Origin of the sequence: Amycolatopsis sp. NPDC005232, assembly GCF_040607795.1 — a bacterium.
Taxonomy (GTDB): Bacteria; Actinomycetota; Actinomycetes; order Mycobacteriales; family Pseudonocardiaceae; genus Amycolatopsis.
On sequence record NZ_JBEXHL010000005.1, the window covers coordinates 296,983 to 316,982 of the forward strand.

At 68.1% G+C, this 20,000-nt stretch carries 20 protein-coding genes; 16 read left to right on the forward strand and 4 right to left on the reverse strand.

Going from position 1 to position 20,000, the window contains the following annotated elements; genetic code table 11:
- Positions 1-86: 86 nt before the first annotated feature.
- The 9 genes from ABZU76_RS12785 to ABZU76_RS12825 all read left to right on the forward strand — a co-directional run bounded on the left by ABZU76_RS12785 (position 87) and on the right by ABZU76_RS12825 (position 9,496).
- Positions 87-1,190 (forward strand): ABC transporter substrate-binding protein, encoded by a 1,104-nt coding sequence (locus ABZU76_RS12785; RefSeq protein WP_354868202.1) that lies wholly within the window; start codon positions 87-89, stop codon positions 1,188-1,190.
- A complete protein-coding gene (locus ABZU76_RS12790) occupies positions 1,187-2,938 on the forward strand; it encodes an iron ABC transporter permease (protein ID WP_354868204.1) in 1,752 nt (583 codons plus the stop codon). Before ABZU76_RS12785 ends, ABZU76_RS12790 begins: the two co-directional genes overlap by 4 nt.
- 24 nt (positions 2,939-2,962) lie before the next feature.
- Entirely contained in the window at positions 2,963-4,111 is a 1,149-nt protein-coding gene (locus tag ABZU76_RS12795; RefSeq protein ID WP_354868432.1) for an ABC transporter ATP-binding protein, read from the forward strand.
- A gap of 108 nt (positions 4,112-4,219) precedes the next feature.
- Entirely contained in the window at positions 4,220-4,894 is a 675-nt protein-coding gene (locus tag ABZU76_RS12800; protein ID WP_354868206.1) for a GntR family transcriptional regulator, read from the forward strand.
- A gap of 151 nt (positions 4,895-5,045) precedes the next feature.
- Positions 5,046-5,738: a GntR family transcriptional regulator gene (locus ABZU76_RS12805; protein ID WP_255638155.1), complete on the forward strand. Its 693-nt coding sequence runs from the start codon at positions 5,046-5,048 to the stop codon at positions 5,736-5,738.
- 208 nt (positions 5,739-5,946) lie between these two features.
- A complete protein-coding gene (locus ABZU76_RS12810) occupies positions 5,947-6,690 on the forward strand; it encodes a GntR family transcriptional regulator (RefSeq protein ID WP_220241725.1) in 744 nt (247 codons plus the stop codon).
- A gap of 21 nt (positions 6,691-6,711) precedes the next feature.
- Positions 6,712-7,083 (forward strand): cupin domain-containing protein, encoded by a 372-nt coding sequence (locus ABZU76_RS12815; protein ID WP_354868210.1) that lies wholly within the window; start codon positions 6,712-6,714, stop codon positions 7,081-7,083.
- A gap of 39 nt (positions 7,084-7,122) precedes the next feature.
- Positions 7,123-8,553 carry an MFS transporter gene (locus tag ABZU76_RS12820; protein WP_354868212.1) on the forward strand — a complete coding sequence of 477 codons (1,431 nt, stop codon included), beginning with the start codon at positions 7,123-7,125 and terminating at the stop codon, positions 8,551-8,553.
- A 25-nt stretch (positions 8,554-8,578) separates the two neighbouring features.
- Positions 8,579-9,496: a polysaccharide deacetylase family protein gene (locus ABZU76_RS12825; RefSeq protein ID WP_354868215.1), complete on the forward strand. Its 918-nt coding sequence runs from the start codon at positions 8,579-8,581 to the stop codon at positions 9,494-9,496.
- 489 nt (positions 9,497-9,985) lie between these two features.
- Here ABZU76_RS12825 and ABZU76_RS12830 read toward each other — a convergent pair whose 3' ends face one another.
- From ABZU76_RS12830 to ABZU76_RS12840, 3 genes are all read right to left on the reverse strand, one after another.
- Positions 9,986-10,111: a hypothetical protein gene (locus ABZU76_RS12830; RefSeq protein WP_354868217.1), complete on the reverse strand. Its 126-nt coding sequence runs from the start codon at positions 10,109-10,111 to the stop codon at positions 9,986-9,988.
- A 3-nt stretch (positions 10,112-10,114) separates the two neighbouring features.
- The gene (locus tag ABZU76_RS12835; protein ID WP_354868219.1) at positions 10,115-11,119 is read right to left on the reverse strand and encodes a TerC/Alx family metal homeostasis membrane protein; all 1,005 of its coding nucleotides are present in this window, start codon (positions 11,117-11,119) and stop codon (positions 10,115-10,117) included.
- 252 nt (positions 11,120-11,371) lie between these two features.
- The gene (locus tag ABZU76_RS12840) at positions 11,372-12,181 is read right to left on the reverse strand and encodes an IclR family transcriptional regulator (protein ID WP_354868221.1); all 810 of its coding nucleotides are present in this window, start codon (positions 12,179-12,181) and stop codon (positions 11,372-11,374) included.
- A gap of 285 nt (positions 12,182-12,466) precedes the next feature.
- Between ABZU76_RS12840 and ABZU76_RS12845 the strand changes: the two genes are divergently transcribed.
- From ABZU76_RS12845 to ABZU76_RS12855, 3 genes are read left to right on the forward strand one after another with little or no spacing between them, the layout of a single operon-like run.
- Positions 12,467-13,273: an ABC transporter permease gene (locus ABZU76_RS12845; RefSeq protein WP_354868224.1), complete on the forward strand. Its 807-nt coding sequence runs from the start codon at positions 12,467-12,469 to the stop codon at positions 13,271-13,273.
- Between the two features lie 46 nt (positions 13,274-13,319).
- Positions 13,320-14,363 carry an ABC transporter substrate-binding protein gene (locus ABZU76_RS12850; RefSeq protein ID WP_354868227.1) on the forward strand — a complete coding sequence of 348 codons (1,044 nt, stop codon included), beginning with the start codon at positions 13,320-13,322 and terminating at the stop codon, positions 14,361-14,363.
- Between the two features lie 52 nt (positions 14,364-14,415).
- Entirely contained in the window at positions 14,416-15,261 is an 846-nt protein-coding gene (locus ABZU76_RS12855; RefSeq protein WP_354868230.1) for an ABC transporter ATP-binding protein, read from the forward strand.
- Between the two features lie 64 nt (positions 15,262-15,325).
- On the opposite strand, the gene ABZU76_RS12860 is transcribed toward ABZU76_RS12855, so the two are convergent.
- Entirely contained in the window at positions 15,326-16,141 is an 816-nt protein-coding gene (locus ABZU76_RS12860) for an IclR family transcriptional regulator (protein WP_354868232.1), read from the reverse strand.
- Positions 16,142-16,310: 169 nt separating this feature from the next.
- On the opposite strand from ABZU76_RS12860, the gene ABZU76_RS12865 reads away from it, so the two are divergent.
- The 4 genes from ABZU76_RS12865 to ABZU76_RS12880 are packed head-to-tail and all read left to right on the forward strand — an operon-like array spanning position 16,311 to position 19,997.
- Entirely contained in the window at positions 16,311-17,126 is an 816-nt protein-coding gene (locus ABZU76_RS12865) for a sugar phosphate isomerase/epimerase family protein (RefSeq protein WP_354868234.1), read from the forward strand.
- Positions 17,123-17,629 carry a MaoC/PaaZ C-terminal domain-containing protein gene (locus ABZU76_RS12870; protein WP_220241715.1) on the forward strand — a complete coding sequence of 169 codons (507 nt, stop codon included), beginning with the start codon at positions 17,123-17,125 and terminating at the stop codon, positions 17,627-17,629. The genes ABZU76_RS12865 and ABZU76_RS12870 overlap by 4 nt, the downstream gene beginning before the upstream one ends.
- Positions 17,629-18,384 (forward strand): SDR family NAD(P)-dependent oxidoreductase, encoded by a 756-nt coding sequence (locus ABZU76_RS12875; protein WP_354868236.1) that lies wholly within the window; start codon positions 17,629-17,631, stop codon positions 18,382-18,384. The genes ABZU76_RS12870 and ABZU76_RS12875 overlap by 1 nt, the downstream gene beginning before the upstream one ends.
- Positions 18,381-19,997: a CoA-transferase gene (locus ABZU76_RS12880; RefSeq protein WP_354868238.1), complete on the forward strand. Its 1,617-nt coding sequence runs from the start codon at positions 18,381-18,383 to the stop codon at positions 19,995-19,997. The genes ABZU76_RS12875 and ABZU76_RS12880 overlap by 4 nt, the downstream gene beginning before the upstream one ends.
- Positions 19,998-20,000 lie beyond the last annotated feature (3 nt).

The window sequence follows — 20,000 nt, forward strand, 5'->3', positions numbered from 1 at the left end:
AATATTGCTAGTCATATTGTTCGACATCACGTAGTCTCTGTACGCGGGTGCGCGGAGCGCAGCCGTCACCGGAATGAGGAGCAACGATGCTCGAGAAGCCGCGGCAGCGCCTTGCCTGCCTGCTCGCTGTGGCCTGCCTCGGCGGCCTGACGGCGGCGTGCGGGTTTCCCCCTGTGAACACCGAGGCGGTCGCGGTCTACGCGAAATTCGCCGCCATGAAGGGGAAATCGCGCCACGACCAGCTCGTCGACGCCGCCAAGGCCGAGGGCCAGCTGGTCATCTACGTCACCAACACCGCGATCGAGAAGAAGATCGTCCCCGCGTTCGAGAAGGAATACGGGATCGACGTCGCGGTCTACCGCGCGACGACGGAACAGGTCCGCGGGCGCGTCCTGCAGGAAGCGGGCGCGCACCGGGTCCTGAACGACGTGGTCGAGACCAAGGACTCCGAGATGGCGATCCTGGGCCAGCAAGGACTGATCGCCCCGTACACGAGCGACATCGCCGGCACGATCCCGGCCGAGGCGAAGACCGACGACATGGTCGGGGCGTACTACATCGCCACCCTGCCGATCCACAACGTGCGGCTGGTCCAGCCCGGCCAGGTCCCGCCCGACCTCGCGGGTTATGCCGATCCGAAGTGGCAGGGCAAGGTCGCGGTCGACCAGGGCGACTTCAACTGGTACGAGGACTTGTACAACTACTACACAAAGCAGAAAGGCATGTCCGACAACGACTTCGCCGCCATGATGAAGCGCGTCGCGAAGAACTTCCGGGTCGTCGACGGCCACGTCTCCAACACGACGCTGCTGCAGGCGGGCGACTTCCCGGTCTTCCTGTCGGACTTCCTCCAGTACGTGCCCAGCCGCGCGAAGGACCTTTCGTTCCAGCCGGCCATGGACCCCGTGACGCTGCAGATCCTGGGGGCCGACCCGATGAAGGGCGCCGCCCACCCGGCGGCCGCGTTGCTGTTCTGCGACTACTACCTCACCGAGGCGCAGAAGTACCTGCACGACGCCGGGTACATCCCCACCAACCCCGCGGCGATCCCGGGCTACCGGCCGCGCCTGCCGGAAGGAACCGATTTCGTGTACGACGACTGGCGGACCCTGGCCTCCGACCGGGGCAACGCGTGGCAAGAGGCGTGGAGCAACCTGCTCAAGGGCAAGGATCCGGTGCTTCCCCGATGACCCAGACCGTTCTCGACCGGCCGCCTGCCGGTCACGACCCCGGGCCGGGCCCCGGGTTACTGCGCCGGGTACTCGGCCGCATCGAGGCCAAGCACGTGGTTGTGGCGGTGGTCGTGCTGCTGCTCGGCTACCTCGTCCTGGTGCCGCTGGGCTTCCTGCTCTGGCGCACCTTCGTCGCCGACGACGGCTCGGCCGGTCTCGGGGGCTTCGCGCGGGCGTTCCCGAACGACTCCGACACCTGGGCGATGATCGGGAACACGCTGGCGTTCGCCTTCGGCTCGATGGTCGTGTCGATGGTGATCGGCGGCGGGTTCGCCTACCTGGCCGAGCGCACCGACGTCCCCTTCCGGCGACTGCTGAGCCTTTCGGCCCTGATCCCGCTGATCATCCCGGCGATCCTGTACGCGCCGGCGTGGATCTTCCTCGGCAGCTCGAACATCGGCCTGCTCAACAACGTCACCGGGTTCCTGTTCGGCATCCGGCCGTTCGACGTCTACTCGGTGTGGGGAATGATCTGGGTGCAGAGCCTGCACTCCGCGCCGATCGTCTTCCTGTTGCTGTCGGCGGCTTTCCGGGCCGCGGACCCGTCGATGGAGGAGGCGGCGAGGGTCGCCGGGCTCGGCCGGTGGCGGGTGCTGACCCGGATCACGTTGCCGATGGTCAAGCCCGCGCTGGCGGGCGCCGCGCTCATCGTCTTCGTGCAGTCGCTGGAAGTCTTCGAGATCCCCACGTTCCTCGGGCTCTCGGGCGGTCACTACGTGCTCACCAGCAAGCTCTACTACCTGTACCAGGAATATCCCACCGACTACCAGGCGATCGGGGCGATCGGGATCGGCCTGCTGGTGATCGCGTGCGTCGGCGTCTGGCTGGCCGGGCGCGCCGGCGGGTCGCTGCGCGAGTCCGGGACGATCAGCGGCAAGGCGTTCCGCCCGCGGCGCGAGAAACTCGGCCGGGGCAAGTGGGTCGCGGCATTGTTCGTGCTGGGCTACTTCGTCCTCGCCGTGGCGCTGCCGCTGCTGGTCCTGCTCTACTCCTCGCTGCTGAAGAACTACGAACAACCCAGCCTCCAGGCGCTGGGCGATCTGAACCTGGACAACTACCGCACGTTGTTCGGCGACAGCGGGATCATCCGTTCGTTCGAGCACACCGCGATCGTCGCCGTCTGCGCGGCCACCGCGGCGATGGTCCTGTCCGCGGTCGCGTCCTGGGTCGTGGTCCGCACGAGGTCGTCGGGCCGGCGGCTGCTCGACGCGCTGGCGTTCTCTCCGCTGGTGATCCCCGGTCTCGTGTTCGGGGTCGCGCTGGCGGTGGTGTACCTGCGGACGTCGCTGCCGATCTACGGGACGCTGGTCATCCTGTTCATCGCGTACACGACCCGGTTCATCCCTTACGGCATGCGCTACGCGGGCTCCGCGCTCTCGACGGTGTCGGCCGAGCTCGAGGAATCGGCCCACGTCTCCGGGGCCCGCTGGTTCGAAACGATGCGGCGCGTGCTGCTCCCGCTGGCCGCGCCGGGCCTGATCGGCGGATGGGTCTACATCCTCATCGTCAGCTTCCGGGAGCTGCAGAGCAGCATCTTGCTCTACACCCCGGGCAAGGAAGTTCTCTCCGTCACGATCTTCCAGGAGTACCAGGACGGCAACACCACCCTCGTGTCGGCGATCGGCGTGGTCCTCGTCGTCGTGCTGACGGTCCTGGTCGTCATCTCGCAGCTCATCTCGGCGCGCCGCGGCGTGCGCAACCAGTAGCCCGAACCCAAGGCGGTCGAAGTGATGCTCAAGATCAACGACGTGGTGAAGAAGTACGATCCCGCCTCGTCCGGCCGGCTGCGGCGGCGGGGAATCGACGTCGACAAGCACCGTCCCGCGCTGGGCGGGGTGAGCCTGCGCGTCGAGGAGGGGCAGTTCCACACGCTGCTGGGGCCCTCGGGGTGCGGCAAGACCACGCTGCTGCGTTCGGTCGCGGGGCTCGAGCACCCGGACTCCGGCGAGATCGAGCTGGGCGGCGACACGCTCTTCTCCGCCGAGCGGTCCGTCGACCTTTCCCCGGACCGGCGCAAGCTCGGCATGGTCTTCCAGTCCTACGCGATCTGGCCGCACATGTCCGTGCGGCAGAACGTCGCGTTCCCGATGCGGGTGGGCCGGGACAAGCGGCCCAAGGCCGAGGTCGACAAGCTCGTGGTGGCGGCACTGGAATCGGTCGGGCTGAGCGAGGCCATCGACCGGTCGGCCACCAAGCTCTCCGGCGGCCAGCAGCAGCGCCTCGCGTTCGCCCGCGCGATGGTCGGCCGGCCGCGCCTGCTGCTGCTGGACGAGCCATTGTCCAACCTCGACGCCCAGCTGCGCGCGTCGATGCGCCTGGAGCTGAAGCGGTTGCAGAGCGAACTGGGGCTGACCACCCTCTACGTCACCCACGACCAGGCCGAGGCGCTGGCGATCTCCGACGTGATCACCATCATGAGCGGCGGCCGCATCATGCAGCAGGGCACCCCGCGCGATATCTACGACAATCCGGAGAACCTGTTCGTGGCCCGGTTCATCGGGTCGCCGAACCTGCTGTCGGCGAAGATCGACGACGGCTCCGGCCGCCGGACGGTGCTCACGGACATCGGGCCGCTGGTGCTCGACGAAGCGGTCCCGGCCGGCCTCACCGACGTCGTTCTCGTGCTGCGCCCCGAAGACCTCGAGCCGCGGCGACGCGCTGACGGCACCCCCGGTTCGCCGGGGGCCAACGAACTGTCCGGCACCGTGGTCGCCCAGTCGTTCGAGGGCGAGTGCATCCGGCACATCGTGGCGGTCGGCGACGAGCGCATCGAGTGCCGATCGGCCCGGCACTCGGACGTGCGTCCCGGCGACGAGGTGTCGGTCCCGGTGCCCGGGCGGGCGTTGTCGGTGGTCGACGCACACGACGAACCGCACTGAGCCGACGGTGAAACACCCGATCGTCCAATCAGATTGCCAACGATCCTGTTAGGGTAAAATGGCAACGATCCGGCTGGACGGCCGGCCTGGAAAGGAGGGCGGCCGCCTGTGGAAAACCGAGAAACGCTCGTCGACCGGTTGCGGACCGCCATCGTCCACGGCGAGCTCTTTCCCGGCCAGCGGCTCGTCGAGGTCGACCTCGCGGCCGCGTTCGGATCGTCGCGCGGGAGCGTGCGCGAGGCCCTGGTGATGCTGGAGAACGAGGGCCTCGTGATCCGTGAGCGCAACCGCGGCGCGTCGGTGCGGCCGATCTCGCTGCGCGAGGCGATCGAGATCACCGAGGTGCGCGCCGTGGTCGAGGGGCTGTGCGCGCGCAAGGCCGCGTCGGCGATCGGTGCGGAAGACCGGCGCCGCCTTCAGAAGCTCGCCAAGGCGATGCGCGCGGCGGTGAAGGCCGGCGACATCGCCGCCTACAACGACATCAGCCAGGAATCGCACCACGTGATCCGCGAGCTGGGCGACCAGCGGACGGCCACCGAGGTGCTGGAACGGCTGCGCTACCCCAGCGTGCGGTACCAGTTCCAGGTGTCGTTGCTGCCGGGGCGGATCGAGGAAGGGCTCGCCGAGCACGTCAGTGTCATCGAGGCGGTCGCCTCGGGGGACGGGGACCGGGCCGAGGCCGCGATGCGAGCTCACTTGTCGAGCCTGGTCGGGTCCTTGCAGAAGCTCAGCGAGCTGGGCGGCCTGCCCAGGACGACGCTCGGTCGCACGCCGGCTTCGTGACGCGTGCGGCCGGGCCGCGTGGAGTTTCGTTTCGACGAGGTGATCGGCTTGGGTGAGCACGGAGCGGGGACCGGCAGCGTTGCGGCTGCTCGGTTAAGGGAACTGTCGGGGCCGGTCGCTGGGCCGGTGATGTCGCGTGCAGCCTGACGTGGTGGACACCGAAGGTGCGACGTGGCCGTCCGCGGAAGAACGAGAACAGCCGCTCGGGCCCACGGCGGCCCCTGCGATCAGCGACGCCATCCGCGACACGATCCTCCGGGGTGAGTTCGTGCCGAACCAGCGGCTGGTCGAAAGCGACCTGGCCGACCAGTTCGGCGCGAGCCGCAGCGCGGTCCGGCTCGCGCTGCTGGAGCTGATGAACGAAGGGCTGATCGAGCGGGTCCGGAATCGGGGAGCCCGCGTCCGCGCGGTGTCGCTGGACGAGGCCGTCGAGATCTGCGACGTGCGCCTGATGCTCGAACCGTTGTGTGCCTCACTCGCCGCGCTGCGGGCCGACGCGTCCGAGCGTCGTGGCCTGCACGCACTCGGGGACGCCATGCGCGTCGCCGTCGACGACGCGGATCTGGCCGGGCAGTCCGAACTCAACCACCAGTTGCACACACTCGTGCGAAAGCTCAGCGCTCACCACACGGCGACGCGCATCCTGGAACGCCTGCGGGCGCAGTCCGTGCTGCACCGCTTCCGCCTCACCACACGGCCAGGCCGAGCGCGCGAATCCCTCACCGAGCACCTCGCCATCATCTCCGCGATCTGCGACGGAGACGCGGACCGAGCAGCCGACGCGACGCGCCGGCACTTGCGCGCTGTTCTCGATGCTTTGCAACAGACTGGCGCCACGTCGTAGATGTCAACTTGACCGGCGTTCCCGGCGAACGTTCAACTCCGGTCGGCTCGGGTGAGGTGAGCTCCGTGCACCCGCGGTGGGGCGGTTCCGGTCCGCGGTCCGTTGCGCACTTTCCGTAATATCCGCAGGTCCGGGGAGTCTAATCTGGCCTCGAAAGTCCTATGTGCCGACTCTTGTGCGGCCCGGGACACTGGTCTAATCTCTCGGGATGCAGTCTTCAGACCACTCCGAGCGGGCCTCGTTGCCGCAGCGGCGGTACTTGCGTGTGGCTCAGGCTCTTCTGAGTGAGATCCAGCAGGGGGGTTGGACTGCTGGGGCTCGACTGCCCTCGGACCGCGATCTCTCCGCCAAGTTCGAGGTGTCGAGGGCGAGTGTGCGCGAGGCACTGTTCGCGCTGGAATTGAGCGGTGCCATTGTGGTGCGGCACGGCGACGGTACTTACGTGGCGGACCTGAGCCGAGGGCTGTTCAAGGGCTCCGGACGTGAGATCGGCTCAACGCCCGAGCACGTCATCGCCGCACGGCTGGTGGTCGAGCCGCCGCTTTCCCGCCTGCTCGCGGCAAATCCCGGTGATCTCGACCTGGACAAGGTGCAACACGAGGTCGACCTGGCCGCCGGCCTGATCGACGAGCCGGCGCAGCTTCCCGACTTCGTCAACCACTCGATGGCGTTTCACGCCGACTTGGCCGCGATGTGCCCGAATCACATTCTCAGCCACTTCGCGTTGGAACTGGTCGAGATCGATCGGCAGCCGTTGTGGGTCTTGATCAACCAGATCGTGTTGCAGGACCGCGAAAATCGCCTCAAGCTGATCAACGATCACCAGCGCATCCTCGACGCGATTCGCAGTGATGGCCCGCGCGGTGCGGAGGATGCCATGAGGGATCACTTGCGGCTGAACAAGGAACAGCTCTTCCCCGGACAGGCGGGGGTCGAGTGGCCAGGTCTCTGACCGCATCCCAGAAGAGGAATCATGACTGACAGTGTCACGGGAAAGTACGTCCAGGTCACCTACGATCCCGCGAACCCGCCGGCCGACGGCCTGTTGCTGAGCGCGGCCGACGTCCCCGAGATCCAGAACTGCCTCGGTGTGGTGACGATCCCACCAGGATCGCCCAAGACCGACACGATCGCGCACGCCACTTCCGAGGTCATGTACGTCGCCCAAGGGGCTGGTCGGCTGCACACCGACCAAGGCGTTCTGGATTTCGAGCGAGGCCAGGCGATTTTCATCCCGGCGGCTTCGTGGCACGCGCTGGAAAACACCGGAGGCGAGGACCTCGTTTCCGTGTTCTCCTTCCCCTCTCCTTCGCGGCCGTCAACGCGCGCCCAAAGGGTGGCTTGAGGACCCGACAGACAATACTCAACCGTAGGAAGTAGAATCATGGCATTCGATGCGAAAGCCGCCATGAGCAAAAAACCCAGGTCACTCGGTGAAATCATCGATGGCATGGGGCTCACCAGAACCCACTATCTGGCACTTGCTCTCGTGGTGCTGGGCGGCCTCTTCGAGGTCTTCGAGCAGCTCATTCTCTCGGCGCTCGGCCCCTCTCTTCAAAAAGATCTCGGCATCGATGCCTCCGCCTTGGCGCTTCTCTCCACGGTAAGTCTCATCGCCATTGTCATCGGCGGCATCGTCGGCGGTGTGATCGCGGACCTGCTGGGCCGCAGGAGCCTGCTGGCCGTCAGCCTGGGAATCTACTGCCTGGGCTCGGTGCTGTCGGCCATGGCGCCGAACTCGACCGTTCTCGGTGTCACCCGGGTCGTGACCGGCCTGGGGGTCGGCGGCGAGATCGCGGTCGGGCTCACCTACCTGTCCGAGCTGACCCCGACCAGGGTCCGGGGCGTATTCGTTTCCCTGTTCAACACGATCTCCGCGGGCGTCGGCTTGTTTCTCGCCTACGCCTACACATTGTTCGTGATCGGCCCGTTCGCCTCGGCGGTCGGCGCCGGTGACAACGACTGGCGGTGGGCCTTCGGCTTGCTGGGGCTTCCCGCTGTTTTGATCTTCTTCTTCAGGCGGTATCTGCCCGAGACGCCGGCTTACCTCTTGAGCCGGGGCAAGATCCTGGAGGCGAACGAGGCTCTCACCCGCCTGGCGACCGGCAGGCTGCGCGTGCGAAGCGGCGAAATCCACCCCTACGTCGACAGTCAGACCGCCGCCGTCTCGGAGAGCGCACAGGGCGACGGGCCCGCATCTCAGGCGTTGAAGAGTGTCCTCACCAAGCCACTTCGCCGGCGCACCATCGCCTTGGGGATCGCGGCGTTCCTGGCGTGGGGCGCGCAATTCAGTGTGGTGCTGCTGATGCCGATCATGCTGGTCAACCGGGGTTATTCGGTGCAGGGCAGCGTGACGTTCACCATGCTGCAGAACCTGGGTGGTCTCATCGGCTGCGCGATCGCCTCGTACGGCGGATTTGCCATTTCGCGCCGGACCGTGGTCTGTGTGGGTGCGGTGTGCAGTGCCGTCGCCGTGCTGGCCTTCGCCATCTTCGCTCAGGGCGATGCGCTCATCCTGACACTGGGGTTTGTGTTCCAGATCTTCGTGCTCCTCGTCAACACCACCATCTGGACCTGGGCGCCGGAACTCTTTCCGACCCGGGTTCGCAGTTTCGGAACGGCTGTCGTCGTCAACACCGGTTTTGTCGGCGGTGCGATTCTTCCATTGATCGCCAGCTCTCTTCTGCAGGGTGTCGGCCAGTTCTGGGTGTTCGCCATCGTGGCCGTGATGTATGTGGGGTTGGGGCTGGCGGCGCTGTTCGTTCCGGAGACCCATCGGGTTCCCCTTGAGGTTCTTCACGGCTCCGGGCAGTGATTTCGTGAGTGAGGATATGAGGTCGATGCAAGAAATTTCGAGCAACCTTAGCCGGAACCTGGTCGGCTACGGCAAGGATGTTCCGGTCGTCCGGTGGCCCAACGGCGCCAATGTGGCCGTCAACCTCGTGGTGAACTACGAGGAGGGCTCCGAGTACTCCCACGAGATGGGAGATGGCGAGAACGACAGTCTCGCCGAAGTGGAATACGCCTTTCCGGCTCATCTGCGGGATCTGGCCAAGGAATCGATGTACGAGTACGGCAGCCGGGTCGGCGTTTGGCGACTGCTTCGCCTCTTCGACGAGTACGACGTCAAGGCCACTTTTTTCGGCTGCGCGGTGGCCTTCGAGCGCAACCCGGAGGTCGCCTCGGCGGCACGGGAAGCCGGGCACGACCTGCTCGGGCACGGGTGGCGCTGGGAAGAGCAATGGCGCTTGTCGCGCGAGGAAGAGGCGAACCGGATCAAGAAAGCTGTCGCGTCTTTCAAGGAGACGTGGGGGGAAGCGCCCAGTGGCTGGTACTGCCGCTACGGCCCCTCGATCAACACGCGGGAGCTGGTCGTGGAGCACGGAGGATTCCTCTACGACTCGGACGCCTACAACGACGACCTGCCGTATTACGTCGACGTACGCGGAGTCCGGCATCTCGTCGTCCCCTATTCGCTGACCTACAACGACATTCAGGGAACCCGCTCACCGAGCCTGTTTCTCGACTACCTGAAGCGTGGCTTCGATGAACTGTGGCTCGAAGGCTCGAGGGGGCGTCCCAAGATGATGTCCATCGGCCTTCATCCCCGGCTGGTGGGGCAGGCCGCGCGGACGGGGGCGTTGCGGGAGTTCATCGAATACGCCCAGGCCAAGGGTGACGTCTGGTTCGCGCGCCGCGCGGATATCGCCCGCTGGTGGAACGAGCACTCGGCGGAATTCGTCACTGGGCAGGCCTAGGTCCTGCCTGCTCTGAGATTGAGATCGCCTGACCGGTCCTGAGGACGGGTCTTTCGGTGACAGGGCGAGAAGTTCGGCTAACTCGTCCGCCGAGCCGAAAGACCCGTCCCGGTATCACCGCCTACGGCGCGGGCGGCGAACGCGCCGGTCACCCTCGCCTGGCGCGATGCCGCCCCAGCCGATGGCGGTGGCGGTGACGCCCGCGTCAGCAGAGGCGCGGCGGTCTTCGTGCTGCCCTCGGTGCCGTCGAAGCCCATCAGGTTCACTTGGCGGGCCGGGGCGAGGAGGCCGGCGACGCCCATCGAAAGGGCGAGCGCGCCGCTCGCGGCCTGACGTGGTGGCTCTTGCCGAGCTCGCTGAGCAAGCTCATGCCGGCATCGCCGCCACGTCGAACCCGGGAGCGGCGGCCCCCGGCCCCATCCGGCCGACTGCGTCGAGCGTCGGAATCGGAGCGTCAGCCCGACGAAGAAGCCGCCGCCGGCGACCGGCTCAGGAGCCTGGGCCGCGCGGCGGCCGAGGTGGGGTCAATGCCGCACAGGTGATCACCAGCGCGGCGAGGATGAGCAGCGTGACAAAGAGTTCGACCAGGGCGTTGACGAGCAGTTCGGTTGCCATGGCTCAGTCCCGTCCATGGTCGGCGGGCTCGGGTGTGCGGCGTGGCAGGAGGCTGGTGGTGATGACCGTGGCCAGGACGAGGACGATGACCGCCAGCGAGATCGGGGTGGGGATCTGCGGCACGGCGGGCCAGACGCCGTGGGCCCAGTGCAGGACCAGTTTCACCCCGATGAACGCGAGGATGACGGCCAGGCCGTGGTTGAGGTGGCGGAGTTTCGCCAACGCGGTGTGCAGCACGAAGTACAGGGCGCGCAGGCCGAGCAGGGCGAAGGCGTTGGTGGCGAACACCAGATAGGGGTCTTCGGTGATGCCGTAGACCGCGGGCACCGAGTCGATCGCGAACACGACGTCGGTGGTGAACACCGCCACCACCACGACCACCAGCGGAGTGAACACCCGCCGCCCGTGCCGGCGCACGGTCAACCGGGCTCCCTGGTAGTCGTCGGTGATCGGGATGAACCTGCGCAGCAGCCGCACCGATCGCATCCGTGAGGGGTCCGGCTCGGCATCGGCGTCCGTGAGCGCCTGGTGCAGGATCTTCACTGCCGAGGCGAAGAGGACCAGCCCGAACACGAGGAACGCCCAGGTTCCCGCCGCCAGCAGTGCGGCGCCGGCCGCGATGAACGCTCCCCGCAGCACGAGTGCGCCGACGATGCCGTAGAGCAACACCCGCTGCTGCAGCGCGGACGGGACCGCGAACGCGGCCAGCAGCAGCATGAACACGAACAGGTTGTCCACCGACAGGGACTTCTCGACGACGAAGCCGGTCAGGAACTCCACCGCTTGGCCGCTCCCGAACGCGACCCACAGCCAGGCCCCGAACACCACCGGCAGTGCCAGATAGAACACCGACCAGCCGACAGCCTCCCGCATCGACACTTCGTGCGGACGCCGCGTCACCATGAAGTCGGCGACCAGCAGCAAAAGCAGGACTGCGATGCTGATCAGCCACAACCAGAGCGACCCCACCGACTCGGCCGGAGCCGCCGCAACAACTTCCGCGGGCATAAGTACCTCCTCGAACGAGCGCATACCGCGCGTGTTCGAGGTCTCCTTCACCCTGTGCCGCCGACACCCCGTGTCACCGACCTGGGCGGGCTCCCGAGGACATCACCGGAATGTCCGTATTGACCGGGTAGCCCCTGCGGAAGTACTCCCCTCGCGGTCAGTATGGCTTCGCGGTCGAAGAAAGTAAAGAATCATTAAAGGTGGACGAACGTGCCGGCGATCCCGCTCTCGCACCAGGTTCGTCGCCTTGGGTCAGCCCGCCACGCCGAATCCGTTGCGGGAGCGCAGTTCCTGCGTCAGGCTGCCCGCCAGTCCCGACAGTTCGGAGGCTGTTTCGGCGAGGCGTGGCGCGAGCGTTTCCATGCGTTCGTCGGTCAGCTGCAGGCTCGGGCCGGCGATGCTCACGACCCCGAGCGGTGCCCGGGTGTCCGGGTCGATCAGGGGGGTGGCCATCGCGGAGATCCCTTCCTCGACGCTGTCGTGGACGCGGGCCCAGCCGCGCTCGCGGGCTTCCTGGATCCGGGACTGGACCTCGGCCAGGGTCGTGGGTGCGTTGTGTCCCGCCGGGTAGCGTTCGTCGAAGTCCTGGCGGGCGACGAGGCGCAGAGCGTCGTTGTCGCTGAGGCCCGAAAGCCACGCGACGCCGCTGGCGGTGGAGGCGAACGGGACCTCCGAGCCGTGGTCGGGGTCGTAGCGCAGGCCGGCGCGGGAGCCCTGGGACTTCGCGACCCACAGCAGCTGTTCGCCGTCGACGAGACCGAGCCGGACCAGTTGCCCGGATTCGGTGGCCAGTCTTGCCAGCACGGGCACGGCGAGCTCGAAGATCGTGCTGCTGGCCAGGTGTTTGAGGCCCAGACTGACGATCCGCAAGGTGAGCGCGTAGTTGCCCGACGGCTCGTGCTGCCGGGCGAACCCCTCGTCGACGAGGTTCACCAAGATGCGGTGCGCAGCGCTCTTGGGCAGGTCCACGGCCTCGGCGATGCGGGTGAGCGGCAGGCCTTCCGGTGACCCGACCAGGCACTGCAGCACTGCCAGCCCGCGTGACAACGCCCCTGCTGGCATGGCTCCCCGCTCTCCGCCGCACCGAGGTCCGGCCGCCGTCTCCGGGCGTCGTCGGCGCGTGCCCGGTCTTCTCGTCAGTCGTTTGACATCATAACAGAACGGTGTTCCACTCTTGAAGGCCGTTCCATCGTATGGTGCACTTTCGACGCCCGGCCCGGCCTCCCCAGGACGGCCGTGCCGGCAACGGGTCGCGCTGGGCCGGTTTCGCAGTCAAACAAAGGAGTTTGAATGTCTTCGTCGTTGTCGGCAGCAAGAGACGCGTCGCCGCCGGGTGACACTCGGCGGGTGACCGGGGGCAACGGCGAGCGCAGCAAGGCCGCACGCCGCAAGCGAGTCCGCCGCCGGATCTGGAGCGTCGTCCCGATCGCCACGTTCTTGGGCATCATCGCGCTGTGGGCGCTGGTCGTCGCCGTGCTCGACATCCCCAACTACCTGCTGCCGAGCCCGTGGGCCGTGTTCGAGCAGATCGTGACCGGCTGGTCCGTGCTGTGGGAGAACGCGCAGACGACGATCGCCGAGATCCTCCTCGGCTTCGGTATCTCCATCGTCATCGCGATCCCGCTGGGGCTGCTGGTCGCCCGGTCGCTCGCGGCCCGGCAGATCATCTACCCGCCGGTGATGCTCGTGCAGCTCGTGCCGAAGGTCGCCGTCGCGCCGCTGTTCGTGGTGTGGCTCGGGCTCGGCTTCAGCTCCAAGCTCCTGCTCACGGTCCTGATGACCTTCTTTCCCCTGCTGGTTTCCAGCATCAGCGGATTCTCCATTCTGGACACCCGCCTGCTGTACCTGACGAAGTCGATGGGCGCGAGCGGCTGGCAGACCTTCCGCTACCTGCGGTTCCCGGCCGCGCTCCCGGTGGTCTTCTCCGGCCTCAAGACGTCGGCGACGCTGGCCGCGACCGCCGCGATCGTCGCCGAGTTCGTGGGGGCCAACAGCGGGCTCGGGTACGTGCTGCTGCAAGCCACCAACACGCTCGACTCCACCACCGTGTTCGCGGTCCTGGTGCTGCTGACGCTGCTGGGCGTGATCCTGAACTACCTCGTCGAGCTCATCGAGTTCCTGCTGACGCCCTGGCAACGCGCGAAGCTCACCTGAGCCGTCGTTCGCGAAAACTCCCCTCCCCGCAACGAAAGGACTTCCCATGCACATCGCGTTCAGAAGGGCCGTGGCCGTCGTCGCCGCAGTCGGTTCCGTGAGTCTCGCCGTCGCCTGTTCGTCCGACGGGTCCGGGTCCTCTTCGGACGGTTCCGGCGGGACGAAGATCAGCTTCCAGCTCAACTTCCCGCCGGGCGGCTCGAACGCCGGGTTCGCCGCCGCGGTCGAGGAGGGCTACTACAAGGCCGCCGGCCTCGACGTGACGATCGTGCCCGGTACCGGTTCGTCGCTGACCGCGCAGATGGTCGCCTCCGGGCAGGCCTCGATCGGCTACGCCGACTCCACCGCGACCGCGCAGCTGATCGCCAAGCAGGCACCGCTGTCGGTGCTGGCCACGGTCTACCAGTCCAATCCGAACGCCGTCCTCGCCCTCCCGGGCAGCGGCATCACGTCGGTGCGGGACCTGAAGGGCAAGAAGGTGGGGACGCCGGTGCCGTCGTCGCAGGCGACGATGCTGCCGCTGTTCCTGGCCGCGAACGGACTGTCGGCCAAGGACGTCAACCTGGTCAACCTCGCGCCGACGTCGCTGGTCCAGTCGCTGTTGCAGCACCGCGTCGACGCCATCCTCGGGTCAACCGACGCCTACCAGGTGCAGCTTGAGCAACAGAACGCCGGGAAGCTGTTCGTCGCGCCGTTCGCGACCAACGGTGTGCCGACGGTCAGCACGTCGATCTTCGCCGACAAGGACTGGGCCGCGTCGCACGCGACCGAGGTGAAGGCGTTCGTCAAGGCTTCGTTGCAGGGCTGGCATTTCGCCGCCACGAACCCGGACAAGGCGACCGCGGACGTGACGAAGCTGTGGGGTGCCAAGGCGGACAAGGCCTCCGGCGCCGAGCTGAAGGCCATCATCGGCAGCAACCTGATGTGCGCGGGCGGTGCGAAGTTCCTCGGCAAGGCCGAACCGGCCCAGTGGGTCAAGACGCAGGACCTGCTCTCCCAGGTCGGCCTGCTGCCCAAGGGCGTCGACCCGACGAAGTACTACAGCTACGACTACCTGCCGGCCGACTTGCAGCCGTGCCCCGTCAAGTGAGGACCGGTCTGATGAAACCGCACGCAGAACCCGCATCCGGGAGGCCCCGACCATGACCGCCGCGCAGTCCGCCGGCCCCGCTATCCGGGCGGCGAGCACCCCGATCGTCGTCGACGGGGTCAGCAAAGTCTTCGGCGAAGACACCGACAAGCCGTTCGAGGCGGTGCGGAGCGTGTCGATGGACATCGCACCCGGCGAGTTCGTCTCGGTCGTCGGCCCGTCCGGCTGCGGCAAGAGCACGCTGATGCTCATGATCGCCGGCCTGCTGGAGCGCTCGACCGGCACCATCACCGTGGGCGGTGAGACCGTCGACGGTCCGATCACCGACGTCGGCATCGCGTTCCAGGACCACCTGCTGCTCGATTTCCGTACGGCGGAGAAGAACGTGCTGCTGCAGGCCGAGATCCGCGGGCTGGACAAGGCCCGGCTCAAGGCCCGTTCGGACGAGCTGTTCGAGCAGCTGCGCCTGGGCCAGGCGAAGTCGCGCTACCCGCGCCAGCTGTCGGGTGGCATGCGCCAACGCGTGTCGCTCATCCGGACGCTGGTGCACGACCCGTCGGTGATCCTGATGGACGAGCCGTTCGGCGCGCTGGACGCCCTCACTCGGCTGCAGGTGCGAACCGACCTGGAAGCACTCTGGCTGGAGCGCCGTCCGACGGTCGTGTTCATCACGCACTCGGTGGAGGAGGCGGTGGGCCTGTCCGACCGGATCTTCGTGATGAGCCCGAGCCCGGGGGAGATCGTCGACGAGGTCGTGGTCGAGCTGCCCCGGCCCCGGCCGATCGTGCTGGGCGAGTCGCCCGAGTTCTTCGCCTACGTCGACCGCATCTACAAGCAGTTCCAGCGGATGGGTGTCCTGCACGGGATCGACGTGCCCACCACCGGCGGGGAGGCCTGACGGGCCGTCGGCGGCGGTGTCCCGGTGCTCGCCGCCCGTGCGGGCGCCGGGACACCCGCTCAGGTCAGCTCGACACGCCGAGTTCGGTGCGGGTCCGGATCTCCTGCGACAGACTGCCCGCCAGCCCCGACAATTCCGCCGCCGTCTCGAGCAGGCGGGGCGCGAGTTCCGTCATGCGCTCGTCCGGCAGCTGGAGACTCGGGCCGGCGATGCTCACGACGCCCAGCGGCGCACCGCTGTCGGGGTCGACCAAGGGGGTCGCCATCGCGGAGATGCCTTCTTCGACGCTGTCGTGGACGTGGGCCCAGCCGCGTTCGCGCGCTTCGTGGATGCGGGACTGGACCTCGGCCAGGCTGGTGGGCGCGTTGTGTCCCGCGGGGTAACGCTCGTCGTAGTCCTGGCGGGCGACCAGGCGCAGCGCTTCGTCGTCGGTGAGCCGCGACAACCAGGCGACGCCGCTGGCCGACGACGCGAACGGGACCTCGGAGCCGTGGTCGGGGTCGGGGTCGTAGCGAAGGCCGGCCCGGGCGCCCTGCGACTTGGCCACCCACAGCAGCTGCTCACCGTCCACCAGGCCCAGGCGGACGAGCTGGCCGGACTCCGCTGCCAGCCGGGCGAGCACGGGCACGGCGAGTTCGAAAATGGTGCTGCTCGCGAGGTGGCGCAGCCCGAGGCTCACGATCTTCAACGTGAGCGCGTAGTTGCCCGACGGCATCTGCTGCCGTACGAACCTTTCCTCGACGAGGGACGTCAGGATGCGGTGCGCGGCGCTTTTCGGCAGGTCCAGCTCCTCGGCGATGCGCGCCAGCGGGACGCCCTCCGCGTGCCCGACGAGGCTCTGCAGAACACCCAGACCGCGCGACAATGCCCCTGCTGCCATTGCTCCCTGCTTTCCGCCGAACCGACGTCCGGCAAGCGTAGCCGAGCGCTGCCACGACGGCGCTCAGTGTGGTCACCAGCTGATTGACAATTTTTCAGAACGATGTTCCACTCTTGAAGTACGTTCCATTTCTGGCGATGCCGCCGCCGCGAGAGACAAAGGAGTCGGAGTGCCTGCCGTCGAGACCGTGCTGAGCCAGGGCAGCTTTCTGCACCTGGATACCGGTGAGTTCGTGGCGGCGGCGGCCGGAGCCGGGTTCGATGCGGTGGCGGTGTGGCGCCAGACGCCGGGATACCGCGGACCCCGTGCGACGGCGAAGGAGGCCGAACGCGCGGGGATCCGGGTGGACACGGTGTGCCGCGGCGGTTTCCTCGGCCACGCCGAGCACGACGAGACCGTGCGCGCGCTCGACGAAACGGCCGAGTTGGGCGCAGGCGTGCTCGTGGTCATCGCCGGACCGCCGCGGCCCGGCGATCCGCGCGCGGCCGAAGCGGACCTCGAGGCCGCACTCGAACTCGCCCTGCCGGCCGCGGAACGGGCCGGCGTCGTCGTGGCGCTGGAGCCCTTCCACCCGGTGCTCGCCGCCGACCGGTCGTGGCTCGTCACGTTGGCGCAGGCGACGGACGTCGTGGAAAGGTTCGACTCGCCGTTCCTCGGGATCGCCGTCGACAGCTACCACCTGTGGTGGGATCACCGGCTCGCCGCCGGGCTCGCCCGGGCCGGGCGCCGGATCGCCGCCGTGCAGATCGCCGACTCGGTCGTGCCGGAGCCTGGCCGCCTGCCGCCCCGGGGTCTCCCCGGTGAGGGCGTCGTCCCGCTCCGCGAGTTCGTCCGGCTCACCCGGGAAGCCGGCTACGCGGGCGCGTTCGAGATCGAGGTGCTCGGCGACCGGTTCCGGTCGCTGCCGCCGCTCGAAGCGGCCCGTTCGCTCAAGACCGCTCTCGACGACACCGGTGTCGGGGCAGAGGAAGGAAGCCACGCATGAGCAAGGAGATCCCCCGGCAAGGACTGCTGTACGAGGACCTGTCCGTCGGTCTTTCGTTCCGCAGCCCCGGCCGCACGATCACGGATGCCGACGTCATCGGCTTCGCCGGGCTCACCGGGGACTTTTCCGAGGTGCACACGAGTGACGTGTACGCCAAAGCCAGCCAGTTCGGCCGGCGGATCGCCCACGGCATGCTCGGGCTGGCCTACGCCCACGGGCTGATGTGGCCGCGCACGGAACTGCTGCGGAACACCGCGATCGCGTTCCTGGGCATCAAGGAGTGGCGGTTCGTCGGGCCGATCTTCATCGGCGACACGATCTTCGTGAACTACTCGGTCGCCGAGATGCGCGACTCGAAGTCCAAGCCGGACCAGGCGATCGTGACCTTCGACGTCGAGGTGGTCGACCAGGACGGGCGGGTCTGCCAGCAGGGGCAGAAGGTCGAACTGCTGTCCAAGGTGCCGCTGGGTGGCGTCGCCGCGAGTGAGAAGGCCGGCGACTGATGGCGGGACGGTTCACCGGCAAGCGCGCTCTGGTCACCGGCGGGGGCCGGGGCATCGGCCGCGCGATCGTGGAGCGTCTCGCGGCGGAAGACGCCGCGGTCGTGGTGGCCGACGTCGACCTCGCACACGCCCGGTTGGTGGCGGAAGCCCTGCGGGACAAGGGCTTCACCGTCGAGGAACGAAGCCTCGACGTCGGCGACCCAGCCTCGTTCGCCTCGTTCGACGAGCGGCTCGACGTGGTGGTCGCCAACGCGGGCATCCAGACCTTCGCTCCCGCGAGCGAGCTGACCGTCGCCGACTGGGACCGGGTGCTCGACGTCAACGCGCGCGGCACGCTGCTCACGCTGCAACTGGCCGCGCGATGCCTGCGCGAGGGCGGCGCGGTGGTCACCGTCGCCTCGATCCAGGCGCTGCTGCCCAACGCGCTGTCGGCGAACTACGCCGCGTCCAAGGCCGCCGTGCTCAGCCTGACCAAGTCGTTCGCGGCCGAGCTCGCACCGCGCGGGATCCGGGTCAACGCGGTCGCGCCGGGCCGGATCGACACCGCCCTGTCCGACTTCGGCAGCGAACAAGTCGGGCGCATCACCGGCCAAGACGCGGCGGAAGCGCTGCAACGCCGGCTCTCGACCAACCCGCTGGGCCGCATCGGCCGGCCCGACGAAGTGGCGGCCGCGGTGGCGTTCCTCGCGTCCGACGACGCGTCGTACATCACCGGCGAGTGCGTGAACGTGTGCGGCGGGGACGTGATGGCGTGATCCCGCTCGACGCGGCGCCCTCCGGCCGGGACCGCACCGACTTGCATCTTTCGCCCGAGGCGGCCGTCGCGCTCGTGCCCAGCGGTGCGACCGTGGCGGTCGGGGGCACAGGCTCCCTCCTGCAGGTCCCCGAAACGCTCCTCGCAGCGCTCGAACAGCGCTGGGAGGACGGCGGTTCGCCGTCCGGTCTCACGGTCGTGCACGTGATGGGGCTGGGCGACCACGAAGGGCGGGGTGTGGACCACGTCGCGATCCCGGGGCTCGTCCGCCGGTTCGTGGGCTCGCACTTCGTGCTCTCACCGCGGGAGCAGGGGGTGATCGCGCGCGACGAGGTCGAGGCCATCGGCCTGCCCGCGGGCACGATCTCATTGCTGTACCGCGAGATCGCCGCCGGTCGGCCCGGCCTGCTCACCGACATCGGCCTGGGCACCTTCGTCGACCCCCGTCGGCAGTGGGGGCGGATGAACGAGCGCACCACCACCGGGCTGAGCGAGCTGGTGACCCTCGGCGGGCAGGAGTGGCTGTTCTACCCGCGGTTCGGCGTCGACATCGCGCTGCTGCGCGCCACCGAAGCCGACGTCGACGGCAACATCGGCATGGACGACGAAGCCGCGTTCGGCGACAACCTCGCGATCGCGCAGGCCACGCACGCCAGTGGGGGACTGGTGCTCGTCGAGGTCAAGCGGCTTGTGGACCGGGGCGAAATCCCGGCGAACCGGGTCCGGATCCCCGGACCGCTGGTCGACCACGTCGTGCTCACCGGCTACCCCAACCAGACGCCGATCACGGTCGCCGACCCACGCCGCACCGGCACGCTGCCCAACCGGCCGACCGAGGTCGAGCCGCTGCCGTTCGACGAGCGGAAGGTCGTCGCGCGCCGGGCGGCGATCGAGCTGCACGAGGGCGACCTCGCGAACCTGGGCGTCGGCATGGCCAACGGCATCAGCTACGTCGCGTTGGAAGAAGGGTTCCTCGATCGCTTCACCCTCACCGTGGAACAAGGCGTCTTCGGCGGCTTGCCCGGTGTCGGGCTCGACTCCGGTACCGCGATCAACCCGTCGGCGATCGTGGACATGCCGAGCCAGTTCGACCTCTACGACGGCGGCGCGCTCGACTTCGCCGGGCTCGCGTACGCCGAGATCGACCGGTACGGCAACGTCAACGTCGCCACAGCCGGCGGCAAACCGATCGGTCCGGGCGGGTTCATCGACATCAGCCAGAAGGCCCGCACGGTCGTGTTCTGCGGGACCCTGCGTGGCGGAGGGCTCGACGTCGGCGTCACCGACGGGCGGCTCGTCATCGCGAAGGACGGCCGCTACCCGAAGTTCGTCGACGAGGTTTCCCACATCTGCTTCAGCGCCGAACGTGCCCACGCGCAAGGACAGCAGGTGCTGTACGTGACCGAGCGCGCGGTGTTCCGGCTGGCGGCCGAGGGGGTGGAGCTCGTCGAGATCGCCCCCGGCGTCGACCTGCGGCGCGACGTACTCGACCAGATGGGCTTCGTGCCCCTGATGCGTTCGGAACCCGGCTTGATGGATTCCCGCTTCTTCCGGCCCGAGCCGGCCGGGCTGAAACCGCGCCCGCGGCGTGACAAGACCACAGAAAGGCCGTAGTTC

Coding starts and splice junctions, on each gene's coding strand:
- ABZU76_RS12785 (WP_354868202.1), top strand. CDS start 87: ATGCTCGAGAAGCCGCGGCAGCGCCTTGCCTGCCTGCTCGCTGTGGCC.
- ABZU76_RS12790 (WP_354868204.1), top strand. CDS start 1,187: ATGACCCAGACCGTTCTCGACCGGCCGCCTGCCGGTCACGACCCCGGG.
- ABZU76_RS12795 (WP_354868432.1), top strand. CDS start 2,963: ATGCTCAAGATCAACGACGTGGTGAAGAAGTACGATCCCGCCTCGTCC.
- ABZU76_RS12810 (WP_220241725.1), top strand. CDS start 5,947: ATGCAGTCTTCAGACCACTCCGAGCGGGCCTCGTTGCCGCAGCGGCGG.
- ABZU76_RS12815 (WP_354868210.1), top strand. CDS start 6,712: ATGACTGACAGTGTCACGGGAAAGTACGTCCAGGTCACCTACGATCCC.
- ABZU76_RS12820 (WP_354868212.1), top strand. CDS start 7,123: ATGGCATTCGATGCGAAAGCCGCCATGAGCAAAAAACCCAGGTCACTC.
- ABZU76_RS12825 (WP_354868215.1), top strand. CDS start 8,579: ATGCAAGAAATTTCGAGCAACCTTAGCCGGAACCTGGTCGGCTACGGC.
- ABZU76_RS12830 (WP_354868217.1), bottom strand. CDS start 10,111: ATGGCAACCGAACTGCTCGTCAACGCCCTGGTCGAACTCTTTGTCACG.
- ABZU76_RS12835 (WP_354868219.1), bottom strand. CDS start 11,119: ATGCCCGCGGAAGTTGTTGCGGCGGCTCCGGCCGAGTCGGTGGGGTCG.
- ABZU76_RS12840 (WP_354868221.1), bottom strand. CDS start 12,181: ATGCCAGCAGGGGCGTTGTCACGCGGGCTGGCAGTGCTGCAGTGCCTG.
- ABZU76_RS12850 (WP_354868227.1), top strand. CDS start 13,320: ATGCACATCGCGTTCAGAAGGGCCGTGGCCGTCGTCGCCGCAGTCGGT.
- ABZU76_RS12855 (WP_354868230.1), top strand. CDS start 14,416: ATGACCGCCGCGCAGTCCGCCGGCCCCGCTATCCGGGCGGCGAGCACC.
- ABZU76_RS12860 (WP_354868232.1), bottom strand. CDS start 16,141: ATGGCAGCAGGGGCATTGTCGCGCGGTCTGGGTGTTCTGCAGAGCCTC.
- ABZU76_RS12870 (WP_220241715.1), top strand. CDS start 17,123: ATGAGCAAGGAGATCCCCCGGCAAGGACTGCTGTACGAGGACCTGTCC.
- ABZU76_RS12875 (WP_354868236.1), top strand. CDS start 17,629: ATGGCGGGACGGTTCACCGGCAAGCGCGCTCTGGTCACCGGCGGGGGC.